The following is a 16,297-nucleotide window of genomic DNA, read 5'->3' on the forward strand; positions in this document are numbered from 1 at the left end:
GCCCAGCCTGTGAGTATCCCGACGCACAAGCGGGTAGTGGCGCTCGGCTTTGCCGCGGCCCTTGCGCTCGGTCCCCTTCCGAGCTGCACCCCCAAACCCGAAGAGGCCGGCCCCACGGCAGAAGATTTCCTCGATGCGGTGGCGGAGCGTGACACGGGAAGCATGTCCTCGCTTGTCGACGACCCCGGCACCGCGTCGACTTCCGTCGACGCTACGTGGGATGGTCTTCAGGCCGAGGGCATGGACTACACGATCGCTCAGGTCAGCCAGCAGGGGAACGTGGCCACGGTCGATTACACGCTGACGTGGGATTTACCGCGGGAGCGCCATTTCTCCTCCGACGCTCGGATGACCTTGACGCGGGCCGGGGACACGTGGACAGTGCGCTGGCAGCCGGCGGTTCTGAACACGCGCCTTGGCTCTGGCCAACACCTCGAGCTGCGGTCCGTTCCGGCGGACCAGGCCAGCGCAGTGTCGTCTGACGGGGTGGACCTGGTGCGGCCGGGGGTCGCGTACCGGGTATTGGTGGACCCGGCCGCCGCAGGCGACCCGAAAGCCGTGGCCTCGCGCGTGTCGGCGGCGCTGACGCAGGCCCGCGCGGTGGACGCGTCAGTTCCTGAGCTCGATGAGGCATGGTTGGCGGGCGCCGTGGCGTCGGAAAAAAGCGAAGTTTCGGCAGCCGTCGTGTCCTCGGCCGCGCAGCCGACTGTGCGTCAGGCCCTTGACGGGGTGGCGGGGGTGCGCCTGAACGAAGAGGCGGCGATGGTGACCGTCAACCCCGACTTCGCGCCTGACATCGTATCCCGCGTGGGCGACCTGGTGCGTGACCAGCTCCAGGGTGACGCGGGGTGGAGCGTGAACATCGTCAATGAAAATGGCGGGGCTCTCGAGCAACTCGCCGGCGAGAGCCCGCGCCCCGCCCCTGCGGTGCACATCAGCTTGGATTACGCGGTGCAAAAGGCCGCGGAATCGGCACTTGAGCCCCTTGCAGGACAGCAGGCAATGATCGTGGCTCTTCGCCCGTCAACCGGCGGGATACTCGCCGTGGCGCAGACTCCTGCGGCCGACAAGCAGGGAAACCTCGCCACGATGGGCCAGTACCCGCCAGGGTCCACTTTCAAAATCATCACGGGTTCGGCCGGAATGGAGCTGCAGGGCCTCAACCCAGACTCGATCGTGCCTTGCCCGGGATCGATGAACATTTACGGAAGGATCGTGACGAATTACGCGGGTTTTTCGCTCGGAAATGTGCCCCTGCAGAGTGCCTTTGCGCGGTCGTGCAACACGACGTTCGCAGACATCTCGACCCAGTTGGCGCCGGGGCAGCTCAAGGACGTCGGCAAGAAATTTGGGCTCGGTGTGGATATGACGATTCCGGGCATTGACACTCTGACCGGTTCCATTCCTGTTGGGGAAGAGGAATTGGAACGCACTGAGGCAGGGTACGGTCAGGGCGCGGACCTCGCCAGCCCCTTTGGGATGGCGCTCGTCTCCGCCACGGCCGCGCGCGGCGCGATGCCGGTGCCTTATTTGATTGACGGCCAGGTGACGCACGTGGACGAGCAGGTCGACCCGCCGCGCCCCGAAACCATTGAGCAGTTGCGACGGCTGATGGCCGCAGTGACCGCACCGGGCGGGACTGCAGCGGGGATGAGCGCGGGCGGTGATATCCGCGGCAAGACCGGAGAAGCCGAAATAAACCAAGGCTCCCACGCGTGGTTTACCGGGTACCGGGTCGACGACGACATCGCCTTCGCCACCCTGATCGTGCTTGGAGGCGGGTCCGAATCGGCCGTCGCGGCGACAAACCGGATGTTCCTCAACCTCGACGCGTCCCGGCAAAGCGCACCGAACTAGCATTGAGCACATGAACCGTCGAGGATTATTGTCACCTGGTACCCCCACCCCTATTCGTACCGTTCCCGCGTCAATACCGCGGCCGGAGTACGCGTGGAAGGACGAGGTGCAGGAAAACGTCGGGGAGCCGTTTGTGCAAACCGTCGAGACGATTGAAAAGATGCGGGAAGCGTCGACAATCGCCGCGAACGCGCTGGCCGTCGCTGGGGCCGCTGTTGCGCCCGGTATCACGACGGACGAGATCGACCGCATTGCACACGAATACATGCTCGACCACGGCGCCTACCCTTCCTGTCTGGGTTACCGCCATTTTCCGAAGTCCTGCTGTGTATCGCTCAACGAGATCGTCTGCCACGGCATCCCCGACACGACGGTGGTTGAGGAAGGCGACATCGTCAACATCGACGTCACCGCCTACAAAAACGGCGTTCACGGCGACACCAACGCCACGTTTCTCGCCGGAGAGGTAGAGGAGCGCCACCGCCTGCTCGTCGAGCGCACGTACGAGGCAACGATGAGGGGCATCAAGGCGGCCAAGCCCGGCCGTGAAATCAACGTTATTGGGCGCGTCATCGAGTCCTATGCGAAACGCTTCGGCTACAACGTGGTCACAGATTTCACGGGACACGGTGTCGGTCCGACGTTCCACAACGGACTGGTTGTGCTCCACTACGACTCCGATGTATACCGCACGATCCTCGAGCCGGGTATGACGTTGACGGTCGAACCGATGATCAACCTGGGAGCCCTGCCGTACCGGATCTGGGATGACGACTGGACCGTGCAAAACCTCGACGGTGAGTACACTGCGCAGTTTGAACACACGATCGTCATCACAGACTCGGGAAACGACATTCTCACGCTGCCGACGGTCTAAGCGGCTTAGTCGGTTTCGTCGAACTCCAAGCCCAGCAGGGCATTTTCTGTCACCTCTGCAAGAGCAGGATGGATCCAGTACTGGGATCGGGCGAAACCGCGCAGGTCGATGTCGTAGGCCAAGACCGTGATCATCTGCTGGATCAGCGTGGAGGCTTGAGGACCCATGTAGTGCGCGCCAAGGAGGCGGCCCGATTGCCGGTCCGCCACGAGTTTGACCACCCCGGTGGTGTCTTCGAGGGCCCACCCGTATGCCACGTCGCCATAGTTCTGCACCTTGACTGTCACGTCGTGGCCCGCGTCGAGAGCTTCTGCCTCTGTCATCCCGACGGTAGCGATCTGCGGGTGCGTGAAAATAGCCGAAGGAACGTGGTCGTGGGGTAGGGGGACAAGGTCTTCCGGGTGTGCCAGATTGTGGGCGACGGCGCGGGTTTCCGCGTTCGCCACGTGTTTAAGCTGGTAGGGGGAGCTGACATCACCGAGCGCCCACACACCCTCGGCTGTCGTACGGCCGTATTCGTCCACTCGCACCCGGCCGTCTGGGAGTAGCTCGACGCCGGCTTTGTCGACGTCGAGCAGGTCGCCGTTGGGGCGGCGGCCGACCGCTATGAGGAGCGCTTCCGACGTGACGCTGGACCCGTCGTCGAGAGTGAGGGTAACCCCGTCAGGTCCGTGATCGGCCCTGTCTACCGTCCGCCCGGTGCGAACGTCATAGGTGCCTGCCGCAATGGAGTTGAACTGCTCCGACAGGTCGCGGTCCAGACGTCGAAGGAGGGGAGAGCGGTTAACCACCGTCACTCGGGCGCCTAGCGATTGGAAAATGTGCGCAAATTCCATCGCGATGAATCCCCCGCCGACGATCGTGAGAGACGCCGGCTGATGGCTCAGACGCATAATGTCGTCGCTCGTGTGGTAGGGGACCTGCTGGGCCCACTCAGGAACGACGGGCCGCGCCCCAGCCGCGATGACTATGCGCTCGCCCGTTATGACGCGGGGTTGACTGCCCTGAGCCGTCGACAGAGTGCGGGGGGCAACGAACGTCGCGTGGCCGTCAAAGACCGTGACGTTGGGGGAGCCGTCGCCGCGGCGGTACTCCTCGCCCCCTGCAGCGATGAGGTCGATCCGTTTGGTGAAAACGCGGTCGACGATGGCGTTCCAATCCGCGCTCTTGTACTCGATGTCAAGGCCGAGGCGTCCGGCGTGGGCGGCCTCGAAGGCGAGGTCGGCGACCTTGACGTACATTTTGGTGGGAATACAACCGACGTTGAGGCAGGTCCCGCCGAACCGGCCTTCTTCGATGACGGCAATGGAGAGACCGTCGAAATCGGGTCCGATGAGCGTGTTGCCGGATCCCGCGCCAATGATGATGAGGTCGAAGTGGGCATCTGGGGTGGCGACTTCGTCGTAAGAGGGAGCAGACATGGAAGTCAGGTTAGGCCTCTTCGTCACTGGAGTCGGCGGTTACCTGTTCCAGCCACGACAATGTCGTGGTCAGAGCGGTCTCCCGGGCGTGTTTTTCCGAAAGGAACACGTCGTGGCGGGCGCCGTTGATGACTTCGACGGTGGAATCATCGGAGGAGAGCGTGGGAGCCCACCTCCGGATCTGCGAGACGTCAAGGACCGTGTCCGCGGTGTCGGCGGCAGCCGAGTACGGCTTACTCAAATAGGAGTGGGAGGAACACAACGTTAGCATCGGCACGCCCGTGTCGACCTCTCCCGAATGGATCTTTTCTTGGCCCAGGAAGACCGCGCGGAGCCAGCCGAGCTCCACGTTATGCCCTTTGACCGGCTTCATGCGGGGGTCGAAATCCCACTCGCCGTGTTCGGAGGCCGAGATGGATCTGCCGTACGTGCCCGTTCCGCCTTTCAGGAGGCGAATGGTGGGGAACCGTTTCCCGAGCAGCGCCACCAGGCCCCGCAAGAGCAGTACGGTCCAGCCGGGAAATGGCATGTCAAGCCACGGGCTGTCCAGCACGAGGCCCGCCAGGTTGCTGTGGGAGCGGACATCGCGGCGACGCAGCTCGTCGGCCCAGATGGGCACGATCAGGCCACCGGTCGAGTGCGCCACCGGCACGACGGTGCCGTGTTTTTCCGCCAGCAGGTTGAGAGCAATTGTCAGCTCGGGGAAGTACTCCGAGAGGTCGGTCGTGTAATGCCATAACTCCTCGCCGCGATGCGAGCGGCCGCACCGTCGTAAATCGATCGCGTAAAACGGGTAGCCCTGTGATGTGAAATAGTCCGCAACGTGGGTTTGGAAGAAGTAGTCGGACATCCCGTGGACCCAGAGAAGGGCCGGCTTTCCGGTCGGGGCATCGGGAATCGACCGAACCAGGGTGGCCTGTTCATTATTGGCCATTTCAAGGTGGGCACTTTCGTAACCGGGGCCGAGAATATCCGCCTCCCATGTCAGGTCCGTGAGTCGTTGGGGCGTTGAACCGCTGTGCATATGAATGATAGTAGGCAAACGCGCCGGTTCGTGCGGACGTGACTTATTAATACCCGGGGAGCAAAAGGGCGTAAACTTTCAGGTCAAGTCGACAGTGACCGGCCCCGGCGGGGGTCTGGAGTTATGGCAATTCACAGCGAAGAGGATGAAACGGATGTCTGATCTAGACGGTTTAAAGGTTGGGGACGAAGCAGACGTCCTGCTCATCGGGGCCGGAATCATGAGCGCCACGCTCAGCGCAATGTTGCGGGATCTGGAGCCGGGTTGGTCCCAAATCATCTTCGAGCGTCTCGACGGGCCAGCACAGGAGTCGTCCTACCCGCTCAACAATGCGGGCACCGGGCACTCCGCCCTGTGCGAGCTCAACTACACCCCCGAAATCGGTGGCAAGGTCGACGTGACCAAGGCCCTCGCAATTAACGAGAAGTTCCAGCTCTCTCGCCAGTTCTGGTCCCACCAACTCGAAACGGGTCAGTTGTCCGACCCAAAGGCGTTCATCAACCCCGTTCCGCACGTGTCTTTCGGGCAGGGTGAAAGCCAAATCGACTACCTGCGCCGCCGCTACGATGTGTTGTCCCAGAACCACATGTTCCCCGATATGCAGTTCTCCGATGACGCGTCCGTCTTCTCCGAGAAGCTCCCGCTCATGGCGAAGGGTCGAGACTTCGAGTCCGAGCCCGTGGCAATCTCCTGGATTGATGCCGGCACCGACATTAACTACGGGGCCCTGACCGGCCAGTTCCTTGATGCCGCTACGGCGAACGGCACCGTCGTGCGCTACGGCCACGAGGTGATCAACCTGAAGCGCGATGGAAGCGGGTGGAAGGTGACCGTCCGCAACGTAAACACCGGTGACAAGCAGGTGGTTCGGGCGCGCTTCGTCTTTGTCGGTGCGGGCGGGTACGCGCTCGACCTACTTCGGAAGGGCGGCGTTCCAGAGGTTCGCGGCTACGCTGGGTTCCCGATTTCCGGCCTCTGGCTTCGCACGGCAAACCAAGAGCTGGTCCAGCAGCACCAAGCGAAGGTGTACGGCAAGGCGAAGGTTGGCGCCCCGCCGATGTCCGTTCCCCACCTCGACCTGCGCGTGATCGAAGGAGAGCAGTCCCTCCTCTTCGGCCCCTATGGTGGCTGGAGCCCCAAGTTCCTTAAGAAGGGTTCCTACCTCGACCTGTTCAAGTCCATCCGCCCGGACAACACCCCGTCCTACCTCGGCGTCGCAGCCACGAACTTCGGCCTAGTTAAGTACCTCGTCGAGGAGGTGTTCAAGGACTTCGATGGGCGAATGGAGACCCTGCGCGAGTACTACCCTGATGCTGATCCGAAGGACTGGGACACTGTCGTCGCAGGCCAGCGCGTGCAGGTGATCAAGCCCGCGGCCGCTCCGGCCTTCGGGTCCCTCGAGTTCGGTACCGCGCTGGTCAACGACCAAGACGGGACCATCGCGGGTATCCTCGGCGCGTCGCCCGGTGCGTCGATCACTCCCGCAGCAATGCTCGAACTGCTGACCCGTTGCTTCGGCGAGCGAATGATCGGGTGGTCCGACAAGCTCCGCGCGATGTTCCCCTCCTACGGGAAGTCCCTGAAAACCGACGCCGCGGCGTTTCAAGAGCAATGGGATTGGACGCAGAAGACGCTCGATCTCGTCTAAGTACCGCAGTAGGTAATGAACTGGCCATCCTCCGACTCGGGGGTGGCCATCCAGCCGGGACCGGCATCGGGGTTAAAGGGGTCGGTGACCGCGGCGAGGAGCTCGAGGAATGGGGTGAGATCACCGTCGCGCTCCGCCGTCGTTAACGCGCGATCCAGCATCCAGTTTCTCGGGAGAAAAACGGGTTGCTGCTCGGGGATAGACAACCAGTAGTGATCCCAACGCTCGTCGATGGTGGACAAGGCGCCTTGAGCTGCCCGCTCGCCAATCAGGGGGAGGAGTGCCTCGGCGAGCTGGGTGAGGTTCCAGGCGATGACCGCGGGCTGGTTTCCAAAGGCGTAGCGGCCCCCAACGTCAATCGAAGAAAAGACAGCGGAGGGGTTCCGGTTTTCCGTGAAAGCGCAGGGGCCGTAGTCGATCGTCTCACCTGACAACGTCGTGTTATCCGTGTTCATCACCCCGTGGACGAATCCAAGGCGCATCCACTGTGCGACAAGTCTGAGCTGCCGTTCAATGACCTCCCTGAGGAGCTCATCGGGGCCGGAGAACCCCGCCGCGGTGACGACCGAACTGAGCAGCGTCGCCGAACGCATCGCCGCGTACTGGATTGACCCGACTCGCAGGTGAGAGCGAGCTACGCGCACCTCAATCCCGCCCGGTACCACGCCCTGTCGTCGCATGATCTTCTGCCCAGTGCTCAGCACCGCGAGAGAGCGTGTCGTGGGCACGCCGACAGCGTGCATGAATTCGCTGACAAGGTGCTCGCGTAGCATCGGGCCGAGCGCGCCGAGCCCGTCGGAGCCGGGGCGGGAAAAGGGGGTGGGGCCTGATCCCTTGAGCTGGATCTCGTGGCCGGTGACATCGCCGAGGAGCAGGGCGCGACCGTCGCCAAGAAGGGGCACGAATTGGCCGAACTGGTGGCCCGCGTAAGCCGTGGCGTGGCCACCGGTGGCTCCTGCGAGCCACCCCGTCCCCTCCTCGGTGCGCAACCACGTAGGGTCGAGGCCGAGTTCGCGGGCGAGCGGTTCGTTGAGCACTTCGATGCGGGGAGTGGGAAACGTGGCCGCCTGCCCGGGCACAGCCATCTCGGGCAGGTGCTCGGCGAATGTGTGGGCGAGGTCCGGGGCGTTCATGGCACCAGCCTAGACTTGGTGCCCATGGGTAGTGGACGGGTCACTTTAGTGGGAGGCGGGCCGGGGGACTGGGATCTCCTGACACTTCGCGGGGCGCGAGCCTTGCAAGAAGCCGACGTCATCCTCGCGGACCATTTGGGTCCGGCCGCGCAGTTGGACAACTTTATGGATCTCACGGGCAAGGAGATTATCGACGTCTCGAAGCTGCCCTACGGAAAGCAGGTTGCCCAGGAGCGTATCAACGCCCTCCTCGTCGAGCATGCCCGCGCTGGTCGCGCCGTCGCGCGCCTGAAAGGCGGTGACCCCTTCGTTTTCGGGCGCGGTTACGAGGAGGTAGAAGCGTGCGCGGCGGCCGGTGTCCCGTGTTCTGTCGTCCCGGGAGTCACAAGCTCGGTATCCGTGCCCGCGGCTGGCGGCGTGCCTGTTACCCAGCGCGGGGTGGCGCACTCGTTCACGGTAGTTTCGGGTCACCTGCCGCCCGGCGACGCCCGCTCCCTCGTCGACTGGGACGCCCTCGCCCGCGTCGGTGGCACGATCGTTGTCATCATGGGTGTACGCAACGTGCGCGCGATCGCCGAGGCGCTGATCGACGCGGCCCTTCCCCCCACCACCCCCGCAGCTGTGATCCAAAATGGTGAAACACCCGCTCAGCGCACCTTCCGCTCCACGCTCGCGGACCTGCCCGACTTGTTCGAACGCGAGTCGGTGGGGTCCCCGGCGGTGTACGTAATCGGGGAGGTGGCGGGTCTTGCGCACGCTTGATTCCCTCATCCTCGACCAGATTTCCGGTGGAGCGGATGCGGGAAGCCTGACAACCGCGGACACGATCCTCGTCTGCGATGACCCGACCGGGGATTTGACGGCTGCAGCCTGCGGGTCTGGCCGTAGGGTTGTCGTGCTCGATTCCGATTACTCACGGTGCCAGCGAGCCATCTCCCTGGGCGCGCAGATCGCGGGGGACCGGCGTCTCGATGAGTTCCTGGCGGGGTCGAATGGCTCGGCTGTAGCGGTCGGGGAGATGCCGAAGTCACTGTCCCGGTTGGACTACCTGGCCCGTTCGATCGCCGGCGCCGGTTTTGACACTGTTACGTGCGTGTTCGGGGCGAACAACAAGCACCTCGCGCGCTCAATGAACGAGACGCTTGCGACGTCTTTCGAGGAAGTATCCGCGTCTCGCGGGCGAGGGAAGTTTCGCTGCCTCGTCGCCACAGGGCCGCGCAATGTCACCTACGAGCCAGCGGCCGGAGACGGGCTCGTCGCTGTCGGCGGTGTTTTCAGTGGTGCCCGCGCGGACCACGGAGGCGAGCTCTTACGCTCCGCGCTACCCGCCCAGCTCGGGCGATTCCTTGACCTAGGGTGTGGGAACGGATCGGTGTCTCGGGGCCTAGACGGTGACATCACGGCGACCGATTCGGACGCGGATGCCGTCCTCTCAGCCCGCGCTATCGGGCTCAGCACGACCTGGGACGACGCGGGCTCGCGCTTCCCGGCGGGTACTTTCGACACGATCGCCCTCAACCCACCCTTCCACGCGGGAACCACGGTCGACGCGACGCTCGTCTCATCGCTTCTCGACGCCTCCGCCCGCCTCCTCGCTCCGGGTGGTTGCCTCTACCTTGTACACAACTCGCATTTGCGCTACAGGCCGGAGGTGGAGCGCAGGCTTGGATCCGTCGAGCAGGTCGCCCGCAACCAGCGCTACACCGTGCTGCGCGCCACCGCCCGCTAGCTGATCCGTCGCGGGCCACGGTGGCTGCGGATGAAGTCGCCCAAATATGGCTGGGCGAAGGCTACCCGGCCCCAGCCGGCGGGCATGATGAGGTCACGCTCGATGAGCTTGCTGCGGGTGTCGCTCACGGCTGAAAGAGGTCGGCCCAGCGTCTTTGCTATCACCGACGTTTCTACCACCGGACCGTCTAGCCCCGCCATCGCGTCGAGGTACTCCCGCTGGCGGGGCGGGACGTCGCGAAGCGAGGGTTGATGTATCTGCGTACCCAGTCGCTCAACGGCTTCTTGGCGCACCCCATGTACCACCCCTTCCGTTATCTCTCCGGATGAAGTGTCCCATGCCAGGTAGCCGATCAGCTGCACGAGGAAGGGGTATCCCTGGGTGAATTGTGCGGCGGCCTCGGCGGCACCGGGCGTGAACGAGCGTCCCGCTTCGAAGGCGGTCTGGGTAAGGGTCCGTGCGGCGTCGTCAAGCGTGAGCGGGCCGAGCTCATAATGGCGCGCACGGCGCATGAACGTCGCCCCCGGGAGGTCGAGCAAGCGGTTGACCCCCCGAGTGAGGCCGGCCATCGCGAGGGCGACATCGGCGTCGTCTCGGACGAGGTCCTGGTAGGCGACGGCGATGTGGGAGAGGTCAGCTGGGTCGGCGTCTTGGACTTCGTCGATGGTGATCAGAACCCCAGTTGTGATGGCGGCGAGGAGTTTTCGCATCGCGGAGGTAAGGCGCGGCACGGGAGGGGCCTCCTCCGTGAGCTCGCTGCTCACCGACCCGATTCCGGCCACCGAGAACCCCGTTAGCTTGCGGTCCGGTTGGGGTTCGAGCTCGGAGAGGGTTTCAGGGATGGTGGAGAGGGTGAGGGTCTGTGCCATCCCCTCGCGTCCAGATGCTCGCACCACGAGCCACCCCTGCTTCCTTGCCCGGTCCTCCAGCTCGGTGAGCAGCACGGTCTTACCGATGCCCCGCGAACCCGATACGATAAGACTGCGGTGCGGGTCGCCCGGCCCGTTGGCCACGGCGCGGTCGAAGTCGCTGAGCACGGCTTCGCGGCCGGCCCACACACGGGGGCTGGCTCCAAAGGTGGGGCGGAACGGGTTCGACATGCGCCCCAGTGTAGGCGATTGATAATTTGATAATCGGACGCCGTTGATAAATTGATAATTACGTCGGAGGCTGGTGACGTGTTCCTTAAACAACCACAGTGAGCTGAGTGCCGGACGCCTCGACCTCGAACCCGGCGTCACGTGCGACGACGGCCACGTCGTCAACCGACCCGCAGTCCGGCCCGAGAGCTAGGGCGCGAGCCAGTTCACCCTTGTATTTCTTGTTGAAGTGACTGACCACCTTACGGGCGCCGCCAACGAGCGTTTCGACCCGCACGGTCACGGCACCCGCGGACGGGCCGAGGGCGAGGTAGGAACCCGAACGCAGGTCGACGATGAACCCCTCCTCCGATAGCACGTCGCTAATCGACGTCCCCCAGCGCGCCTTCATAGTCACAGCACGCCCATCGCGCGTAGGCACTTTCGAGGACGCGGAGAGGCGGTACCGGGGGATGAGGTCGCCGGCGCGGACGAGCCCGAAAAGAGCGGACCCGACTGCTAGGCGAGCTGTGGCGGGGGCGGGAAGGGTGGTGGCACGCAGGGCGTCGTAAAGAACCCCGGTGTACCGCAGGATCGCGGGCATGACGGGGGCTGAGCGGAGCGACCTGTTTTGCTCAGCGTCGGCGCGTTTCGAGGCGGGCAGTTTGAGGGAGGCCATCATCGTGTCGACGTCGAGGGCGCGGAGGTCGTCGAGAAGCGACTGCCGGACCCCGTCGAGGGCGGGAAAAGAGAGGTCAAAAGCGGTTTCTTCCCCGCCGTCCGCCTTCGTCTCAGAGGGTGGGAGCACGATGAGCATGCCCCACACCCTAACGCTAAGATGTCCCGCATGATTACACGCCTATCTCAGCTGTTCCTGCGCACGCTGCGCGAAGACCCTGCGGACGCTGAGGTACCCAGCCACAAACTCCTCGTGCGGGCGGGGTACGTCCGCCGCGCCGCGCCGGGTGTGTACTCCTGGCTGCCTCTTGGCCTGCGTACGCTGCGTAAAGTCGAGGCGATCGTGCGCGAGGAGATGGACGCTATGGGGGCCCAGGAGCTGCTGTTCCCGGCACTGCTGCCCCGGGAACCATACGAGGCGACAAACCGCTGGACGGAATACGGCGATGATTTGTTCCGGTTAAAAGACCGGAAGGGTGCGGATATGCTGCTGGGCCCCACCCACGAAGAAATGTTCACTGCCGCCGTCAAGGACCTGTACTCCTCGTACAAGGATTTTCCGGTCACGCTCTACCAGGTGCAAACGAAGTACCGGGACGAGGCGCGCCCGCGGGCGGGAATTCTGCGCGGGCGGGAGTTCGTAATGAAGGATTCTTATTCCTTTGACATGACAGACGAGGGCCTCGGCGCATCGTACGCGGCGCATCGCGCGGCCTACACCCGCATCTTTGACCGTGTCGGCATCCGCTACGAGATTTGCCAGGCCACGTCGGGCGCGATGGGAGGGTCGGCCTCGGAGGAATTCCTCGCTTACTCCGAAAACGGTGAGGACACCTTTGTCGTGTCCACGGCGGGCGATTACGCGGCGAACGTGGAGGCGGTCACCACGGTCGCGCCGGAAGAAAGCACGGTCGAGGGATTGCCCGAGGCGCGCGAGTACGACACTCCGAAGTCCGAGACGATTGACGCTCTTGTCCAGTGGGCGCGCGACGAAGGGATTAAGGTGGACGGGCGCGAAGTCGAAGCGTCCGACACGCTGAAGTGCATGGTCATCAAGGTGACCGACCCGCGCAACCTTAACGACGATGGCGAGCCCGCCGGCCCCCAGCTCACTGGCGTCCTTATCCCGGGGGATCGTGAGCTGGACGAGAAGCGGCTTGAGGCGGCGCTTGAGCCGGCGACCTTTGAGCTAGCCAGCGACGAGGACTTCGCTCAGTCCGGGTTCTTGGTCAAGGGATACGTAGGTCCCCGCAGCCTCATATCCAACGGCGTCAAGGTTTACGCTGACCCGCGGGTTGTGCGCGGTAGTTCCTGGATCACTGGGGCGGACGCACCCCAGCGCCACATTGTCGGCCTCATCGCCGGCCGCGATTTCGAGCCCGACGGCTTCCTCGAAGCTGCGGAGGTGCGCGAGGGCGACCCCTCGCCGAGCGGGAACGGCACGGTAAAGATCGCCCGCGGTATCGAGCTGGGCCATATTTTCCAGCTGGGCCGCAAATACACCGAGGCGATGGACGTGAGCATCCTCGACGAGAACGGCAAGCGCGCCACCCCGACGATGGGCTCGTACGGTATCGGCGTCTCGCGCATGGTCGCGGTCGTAGCTGAGCAGCGCCATGACGATAAAGGGCTCGTGTGGCCGGTCGAGATCGCGCCCTACCAGGTGCACGTGGCCGTCGCCAACAAGGACGCGGCGGCGATGGAGGCGGGCGCGGCGCTCGTCGAACAGCTCGACGCGGCGGGGATTGAGGTCCTCTTCGACGATCGTCCGAAGGTCTCCCCGGGTGTCAAATTCAAGGACGCCGAACTATTGGGAATGCCTTTCATTGTGATCCTGGGCCGCTCCTTCGCGGACGGGGTTGTCGAACTGCGGATCCGCGGCGGGGAAACGCTCGAAGTGCCCGCCACGGAGGTCGTCGATAAGCTGGTCGGGCTCGTTCGCGCCTAGCTGCGCTGGGCGTGGGCCGCCAAATCGATGGCCGCCCTACGCCACGTGGCGCTGAGCGCGTCAGCGGCTGCCTCACGCCATGCGGTGACAAGCTGGCTGTGAAGCTCGTCGACAAGAGCCCTCGCCTGTTCGGTGCCCGTGGGGGCGCCACCCGTAACGAGCTCGTAGCCGGCTGCCGGAAGGGGCACGTCCCCGCTGGGTTCAAGGATTGCGGTCAACGCGGCTCGGCGCTGCATCGACGCTGCGCGCAGCGCTTCAATGCGGGCCGCCAGCTCGGAATCCGCGAACGCCGCCGCCATGTCGAGCCCGTATTCGACGGCGAACTCGCGGTGAAGCAGAGCGTGTGCGGCGGCAAGGTCGGACGTGTCCGACACTGAGACGCTGGAGACGCTGGAGTCGCTGGAGTCACCTGAAAGGTCCACCGGCTGCAGGGCGACAACGTCCACCGCCTGGGCTACGACCAGATCAACCGAATCGTCCGGGACCTTCTCCGCCGCTGCCACCGCGCCCGCGCGTACTTGGTCAATCAACGACGCTTCATCAACAGCGCCGGCTGGAAGATCCGTATCGCCGTACCCGGTAGGGCAGGAGGTGGGTGCTTGCCCGGAGCTGTCGGTCCCACACAGGCGACGTGCCTCCTCGACAAGCTGATCTGCCTGGGTGCGGCGCAGCGTTGCTGCCGTCGCAGGGTCGGCTCCGTCGCCGATGAGCGAAATACCATCGGCTGATGCTTGCTTGGCCAGCGCCATGATCTCGGCGTTGGGCCGCGGGCCGAGAATGTCCATCACCGAACACGATGACACGAGGACGGCGGCGGGAAGCACCACGAGCAGTCTTTTCACGCCGGAAAGGCTACACGATAGGATTTCCCGCATGGCCTTTCCCGGAGTTGAAGAATTAACCAACATCATCCAGCCGGTTGCCCGGCGCCACGGCATGGACGTCGACGCCGTGCGGGTGGTCAAGGCCGGGGCCAAATCCCAGGTTGTGGTGTCGGTTGATTCGGACTCGCACCCTACTCTCGACGAGCTAGAAGTTTTGTCCAACGAGCTCAGCGATCTTTTCGACGCCAAAGAAGACGCCCAGGACCTCAACTTCGGAGCGGGGTACAGGTTGGAGGTCACAACCCCCGGTGTTGACCTCCCCTTGACGGAAACCCGCCACTGGCGGCGCAACCGCGGACGGCGGATCGAAGTAGACGGCGCCGCGTTCCGGATCGGCGCACTGAACAACGAGGGCACGTTCGTCGTTCTCATCTCGGCGGGCGCCCAGGCCGTGCATGTCCGGGCAGTTTCGGATCTGCACGGGGCAGTGGTAGAAATTGAGTTCAATACGCCGCCGGCCGGGGAGCTCGAGCTGGTGGAAAAGTCGTTTGATCAGGCCAGCGAGCTGGCCGTCGATGGAGAGGTAGACAAGTGAATATCGACGTCAACGCGTTAAAAGCGATTGAGTCGCAGCACGGCATTGCCGTGAACGAGCTGCTTGAGACGATCGGCGCAGCGTTACTCGGGGCGTACCGGGAATACCGCGAGACCCCCGCGCCGGACGACGAGCGGGCGCGGGTCGACATTGATACGACGACCGGTGATGTCGCCGTGATCGTCAGCGAGCTCGGCGCCGACGGCGAGGTCGTTTCCGAGTACGACGACACTCCCCTCAACTTCTCTCGGATCGGCGCGGCCGCAGTTCGCTCCGCAATCTTCCACCGGTTGCGTGAGGCTGAGGCGGGGCGCGTTTTCAGCGCCTACTCGGAAATCGAGGGTCACGTCGTCTCCGGTGTCGTCCAGCGGGACGCGCCGGCGGAGTCCCGGGGAATTACCGTGGTTCAACTCGGTACCGAGCAAGACCCCCAAGATGGCATCTTGCTTCCGGCAGAGCAGATCCCGGGGGAGCGTCTCACCCATGGTGACCGCGTTAAGGCATTTGTCGTGGGCGTGAACAAGGGTGACCGCGCCGTCCAGGTCAACCTTTCCCGGACGCACCCGGAGCTGGTGCGCGGCTTGTTCGCCCTGGAGGTCCCCGAAGTGGCGGACGGTTCTGTCGAAATCGTCGCCATCGCCCGAGAAGCGGGACACCGCTCCAAGGTGGCGGTCAAGGCCAACGTCAAAGGCGTGAACGCCAAGGGTGCGTGCATCGGACCGCGCGGTGCCCGCGTATCGAACATCATGAAGGAGCTCGGGGGTGAGAAAATCGATATCGTCGACTTCTCAGAAAACCCCGCCACGTACGTCGGCAACGCCCTCGCGCCGTCGAAGGTCGTACGTGTTGACGTTGTGGACGCGGAAGCCCAGTCCGCGCGAGTGACGGTGCCGGAGTACCAGCTTTCCCTCGCCATCGGTAAGGAGGGGCAGAATGCTCGCCTTGCGGCTAGGTTGACGGGCTGGAAGATCGACATTCATGCCGATAGTGAGGCAGCCGACCGCGAAGCCTAGATGGTGCGCCAGATCAGCAGAAGAGGCGACTACGTTTTCGAGCGCTGATGGCGTAGACTGACCAACGGCTTATCGCTTGCCTGCATGATGGGCGGGTTTTGCTGTGTTAGGTGTACACATGGACGGGAAGGACGTGGATGAGTTCCAGACGCATCCGCATTCGCACCTGCATCGCTACACGAAAACCCATGCACGATACCCACTTGCTGCGCCTTGTCGCCGCCCCTGATGGGTCGGGACGGGTGCTGCCAGATCCGTCCAGGTCACTTCCTGGGCGCGGAGCGTGGATTACCCCCACCTTGGAGGCATTCGAGCTGGCGGAGAAACGACGCGCCTTTGGCCGCGCCCTTCGTCTTACCGCCCCGCCGGATGTGCGTGACGTCCGCGCTTACATCGCCGGGGTGGCGAAAGAACCAAAACGTAAGGAAGACCGAACACTGATGAGTACGCAACCGTGAAGCAGCATCAGCG

15 protein-coding genes are annotated in these 16,297 nt (G+C 64.1%); 9 read left to right on the top strand and 6 right to left on the bottom strand.

What is annotated here, in order from left to right:
- The first annotated feature begins 9 nt into the window (after positions 1–9).
- Entirely contained in the window at positions 10–1,857 is a 1,848-nt protein-coding gene (locus CAPI_RS04495) for a penicillin-binding transpeptidase domain-containing protein (RefSeq protein ID WP_018016852.1), read from the top strand.
- A gap of 10 nt (positions 1,858–1,867) precedes the next feature.
- On the top strand, positions 1,868–2,734 hold the full coding sequence (map, locus tag CAPI_RS04500) for a type I methionyl aminopeptidase (protein WP_040356545.1): 867 nt from the start codon (positions 1,868–1,870) through the stop codon (positions 2,732–2,734).
- Positions 2,735–2,739: 5 nt separating this feature from the next.
- Here map and mtr read toward each other — a convergent pair whose 3' ends face one another.
- Both mtr and CAPI_RS04510 read right to left on the bottom strand, forming a co-directional pair.
- Positions 2,740–4,155 (bottom strand): mycothione reductase, encoded by a 1,416-nt coding sequence (gene mtr, locus CAPI_RS04505; protein WP_018016854.1) that lies wholly within the window; start codon positions 4,153–4,155, stop codon positions 2,740–2,742.
- Between the two features lie 10 nt (positions 4,156–4,165).
- A complete protein-coding gene (locus CAPI_RS04510; protein WP_156806769.1) occupies positions 4,166–5,179 on the bottom strand; it encodes an alpha/beta hydrolase in 1,014 nt (337 codons plus the stop codon).
- Between the two features lie 154 nt (positions 5,180–5,333).
- Between CAPI_RS04510 and mqo the strand changes: the two genes are divergently transcribed.
- Complete coding sequence (mqo, locus tag CAPI_RS04515) at positions 5,334–6,827, top strand: malate dehydrogenase (quinone) (RefSeq protein WP_018016856.1); 1,494 nt, start codon at positions 5,334–5,336, stop codon at positions 6,825–6,827.
- Here mqo and CAPI_RS04520 read toward each other — a convergent pair.
- A complete protein-coding gene (locus CAPI_RS04520; RefSeq protein ID WP_018016857.1) occupies positions 6,824–7,960 on the bottom strand; it encodes a protein adenylyltransferase SelO family protein in 1,137 nt (378 codons plus the stop codon). The genes mqo and CAPI_RS04520 overlap by 4 nt on opposite strands.
- A gap of 24 nt (positions 7,961–7,984) precedes the next feature.
- Between CAPI_RS04520 and cobA the strand changes: the two genes are divergently transcribed.
- Both cobA and CAPI_RS04530 read left to right on the top strand, forming a co-directional pair.
- Positions 7,985–8,722: a uroporphyrinogen-III C-methyltransferase gene (cobA, locus tag CAPI_RS04525; protein ID WP_083893888.1), complete on the top strand. Its 738-nt coding sequence runs from the start codon at positions 7,985–7,987 to the stop codon at positions 8,720–8,722.
- A complete protein-coding gene (locus tag CAPI_RS04530) occupies positions 8,709–9,689 on the top strand; it encodes a class I SAM-dependent methyltransferase (RefSeq protein WP_018016859.1) in 981 nt (326 codons plus the stop codon). Before cobA ends, CAPI_RS04530 begins: the two co-directional genes overlap by 14 nt.
- Here the strand turns inward: CAPI_RS04530 and CAPI_RS04535 are convergent.
- Together CAPI_RS04535 and CAPI_RS04540 are read right to left on the bottom strand one after the other, a co-directional pair.
- A complete protein-coding gene (locus tag CAPI_RS04535; RefSeq protein ID WP_026157027.1) occupies positions 9,686–10,789 on the bottom strand; it encodes an ATP-binding protein in 1,104 nt (367 codons plus the stop codon). The genes CAPI_RS04530 and CAPI_RS04535 overlap by 4 nt on opposite strands.
- A gap of 85 nt (positions 10,790–10,874) precedes the next feature.
- Positions 10,875–11,585, bottom strand: a complete 711-nt coding sequence (locus CAPI_RS04540; protein WP_018016861.1) for a YaaA family protein — start codon at positions 11,583–11,585, stop codon at positions 10,875–10,877.
- Between the two features lie 30 nt (positions 11,586–11,615).
- Between CAPI_RS04540 and CAPI_RS04545 the strand changes: the two genes are divergently transcribed.
- Positions 11,616–13,394 (top strand): proline--tRNA ligase, encoded by a 1,779-nt coding sequence (locus CAPI_RS04545; RefSeq protein WP_018016862.1) that lies wholly within the window; start codon positions 11,616–11,618, stop codon positions 13,392–13,394.
- On the opposite strand, the gene CAPI_RS04550 is transcribed toward CAPI_RS04545, so the two are convergent.
- Positions 13,391–14,236, bottom strand: coding sequence for a hypothetical protein (locus CAPI_RS04550; RefSeq protein ID WP_245531603.1), 846 nt, complete (start codon positions 14,234–14,236; stop codon positions 13,391–13,393). The genes CAPI_RS04545 and CAPI_RS04550 overlap by 4 nt on opposite strands.
- Positions 14,237–14,267: 31 nt before the next feature.
- Between CAPI_RS04550 and rimP the strand changes: the two genes are divergently transcribed.
- The 3 genes from rimP to CAPI_RS04565 all read left to right on the top strand — a co-directional run bounded on the left by rimP (position 14,268) and on the right by CAPI_RS04565 (position 16,284).
- Positions 14,268–14,813 (top strand): ribosome maturation factor RimP, encoded by a 546-nt coding sequence (rimP, locus tag CAPI_RS04555; protein WP_018016864.1) that lies wholly within the window; start codon positions 14,268–14,270, stop codon positions 14,811–14,813.
- Positions 14,810–15,826: a transcription termination factor NusA gene (gene nusA / locus CAPI_RS04560; RefSeq protein WP_018016865.1), complete on the top strand. Its 1,017-nt coding sequence runs from the start codon at positions 14,810–14,812 to the stop codon at positions 15,824–15,826. Before rimP ends, nusA begins: the two co-directional genes overlap by 4 nt.
- 188 nt (positions 15,827–16,014) lie before the next feature.
- Positions 16,015–16,284 carry a YlxR family protein gene (locus CAPI_RS04565; protein WP_245531604.1) on the top strand — a complete coding sequence of 90 codons (270 nt, stop codon included), beginning with the start codon at positions 16,015–16,017 and terminating at the stop codon, positions 16,282–16,284.
- Positions 16,285–16,297 lie beyond the last annotated feature (13 nt).

The organism is Corynebacterium capitovis DSM 44611, assembly GCF_030440535.1.
GTDB classification, from domain to species: domain Bacteria; phylum Actinomycetota; class Actinomycetes; order Mycobacteriales; family Mycobacteriaceae; genus Corynebacterium; species Corynebacterium capitovis.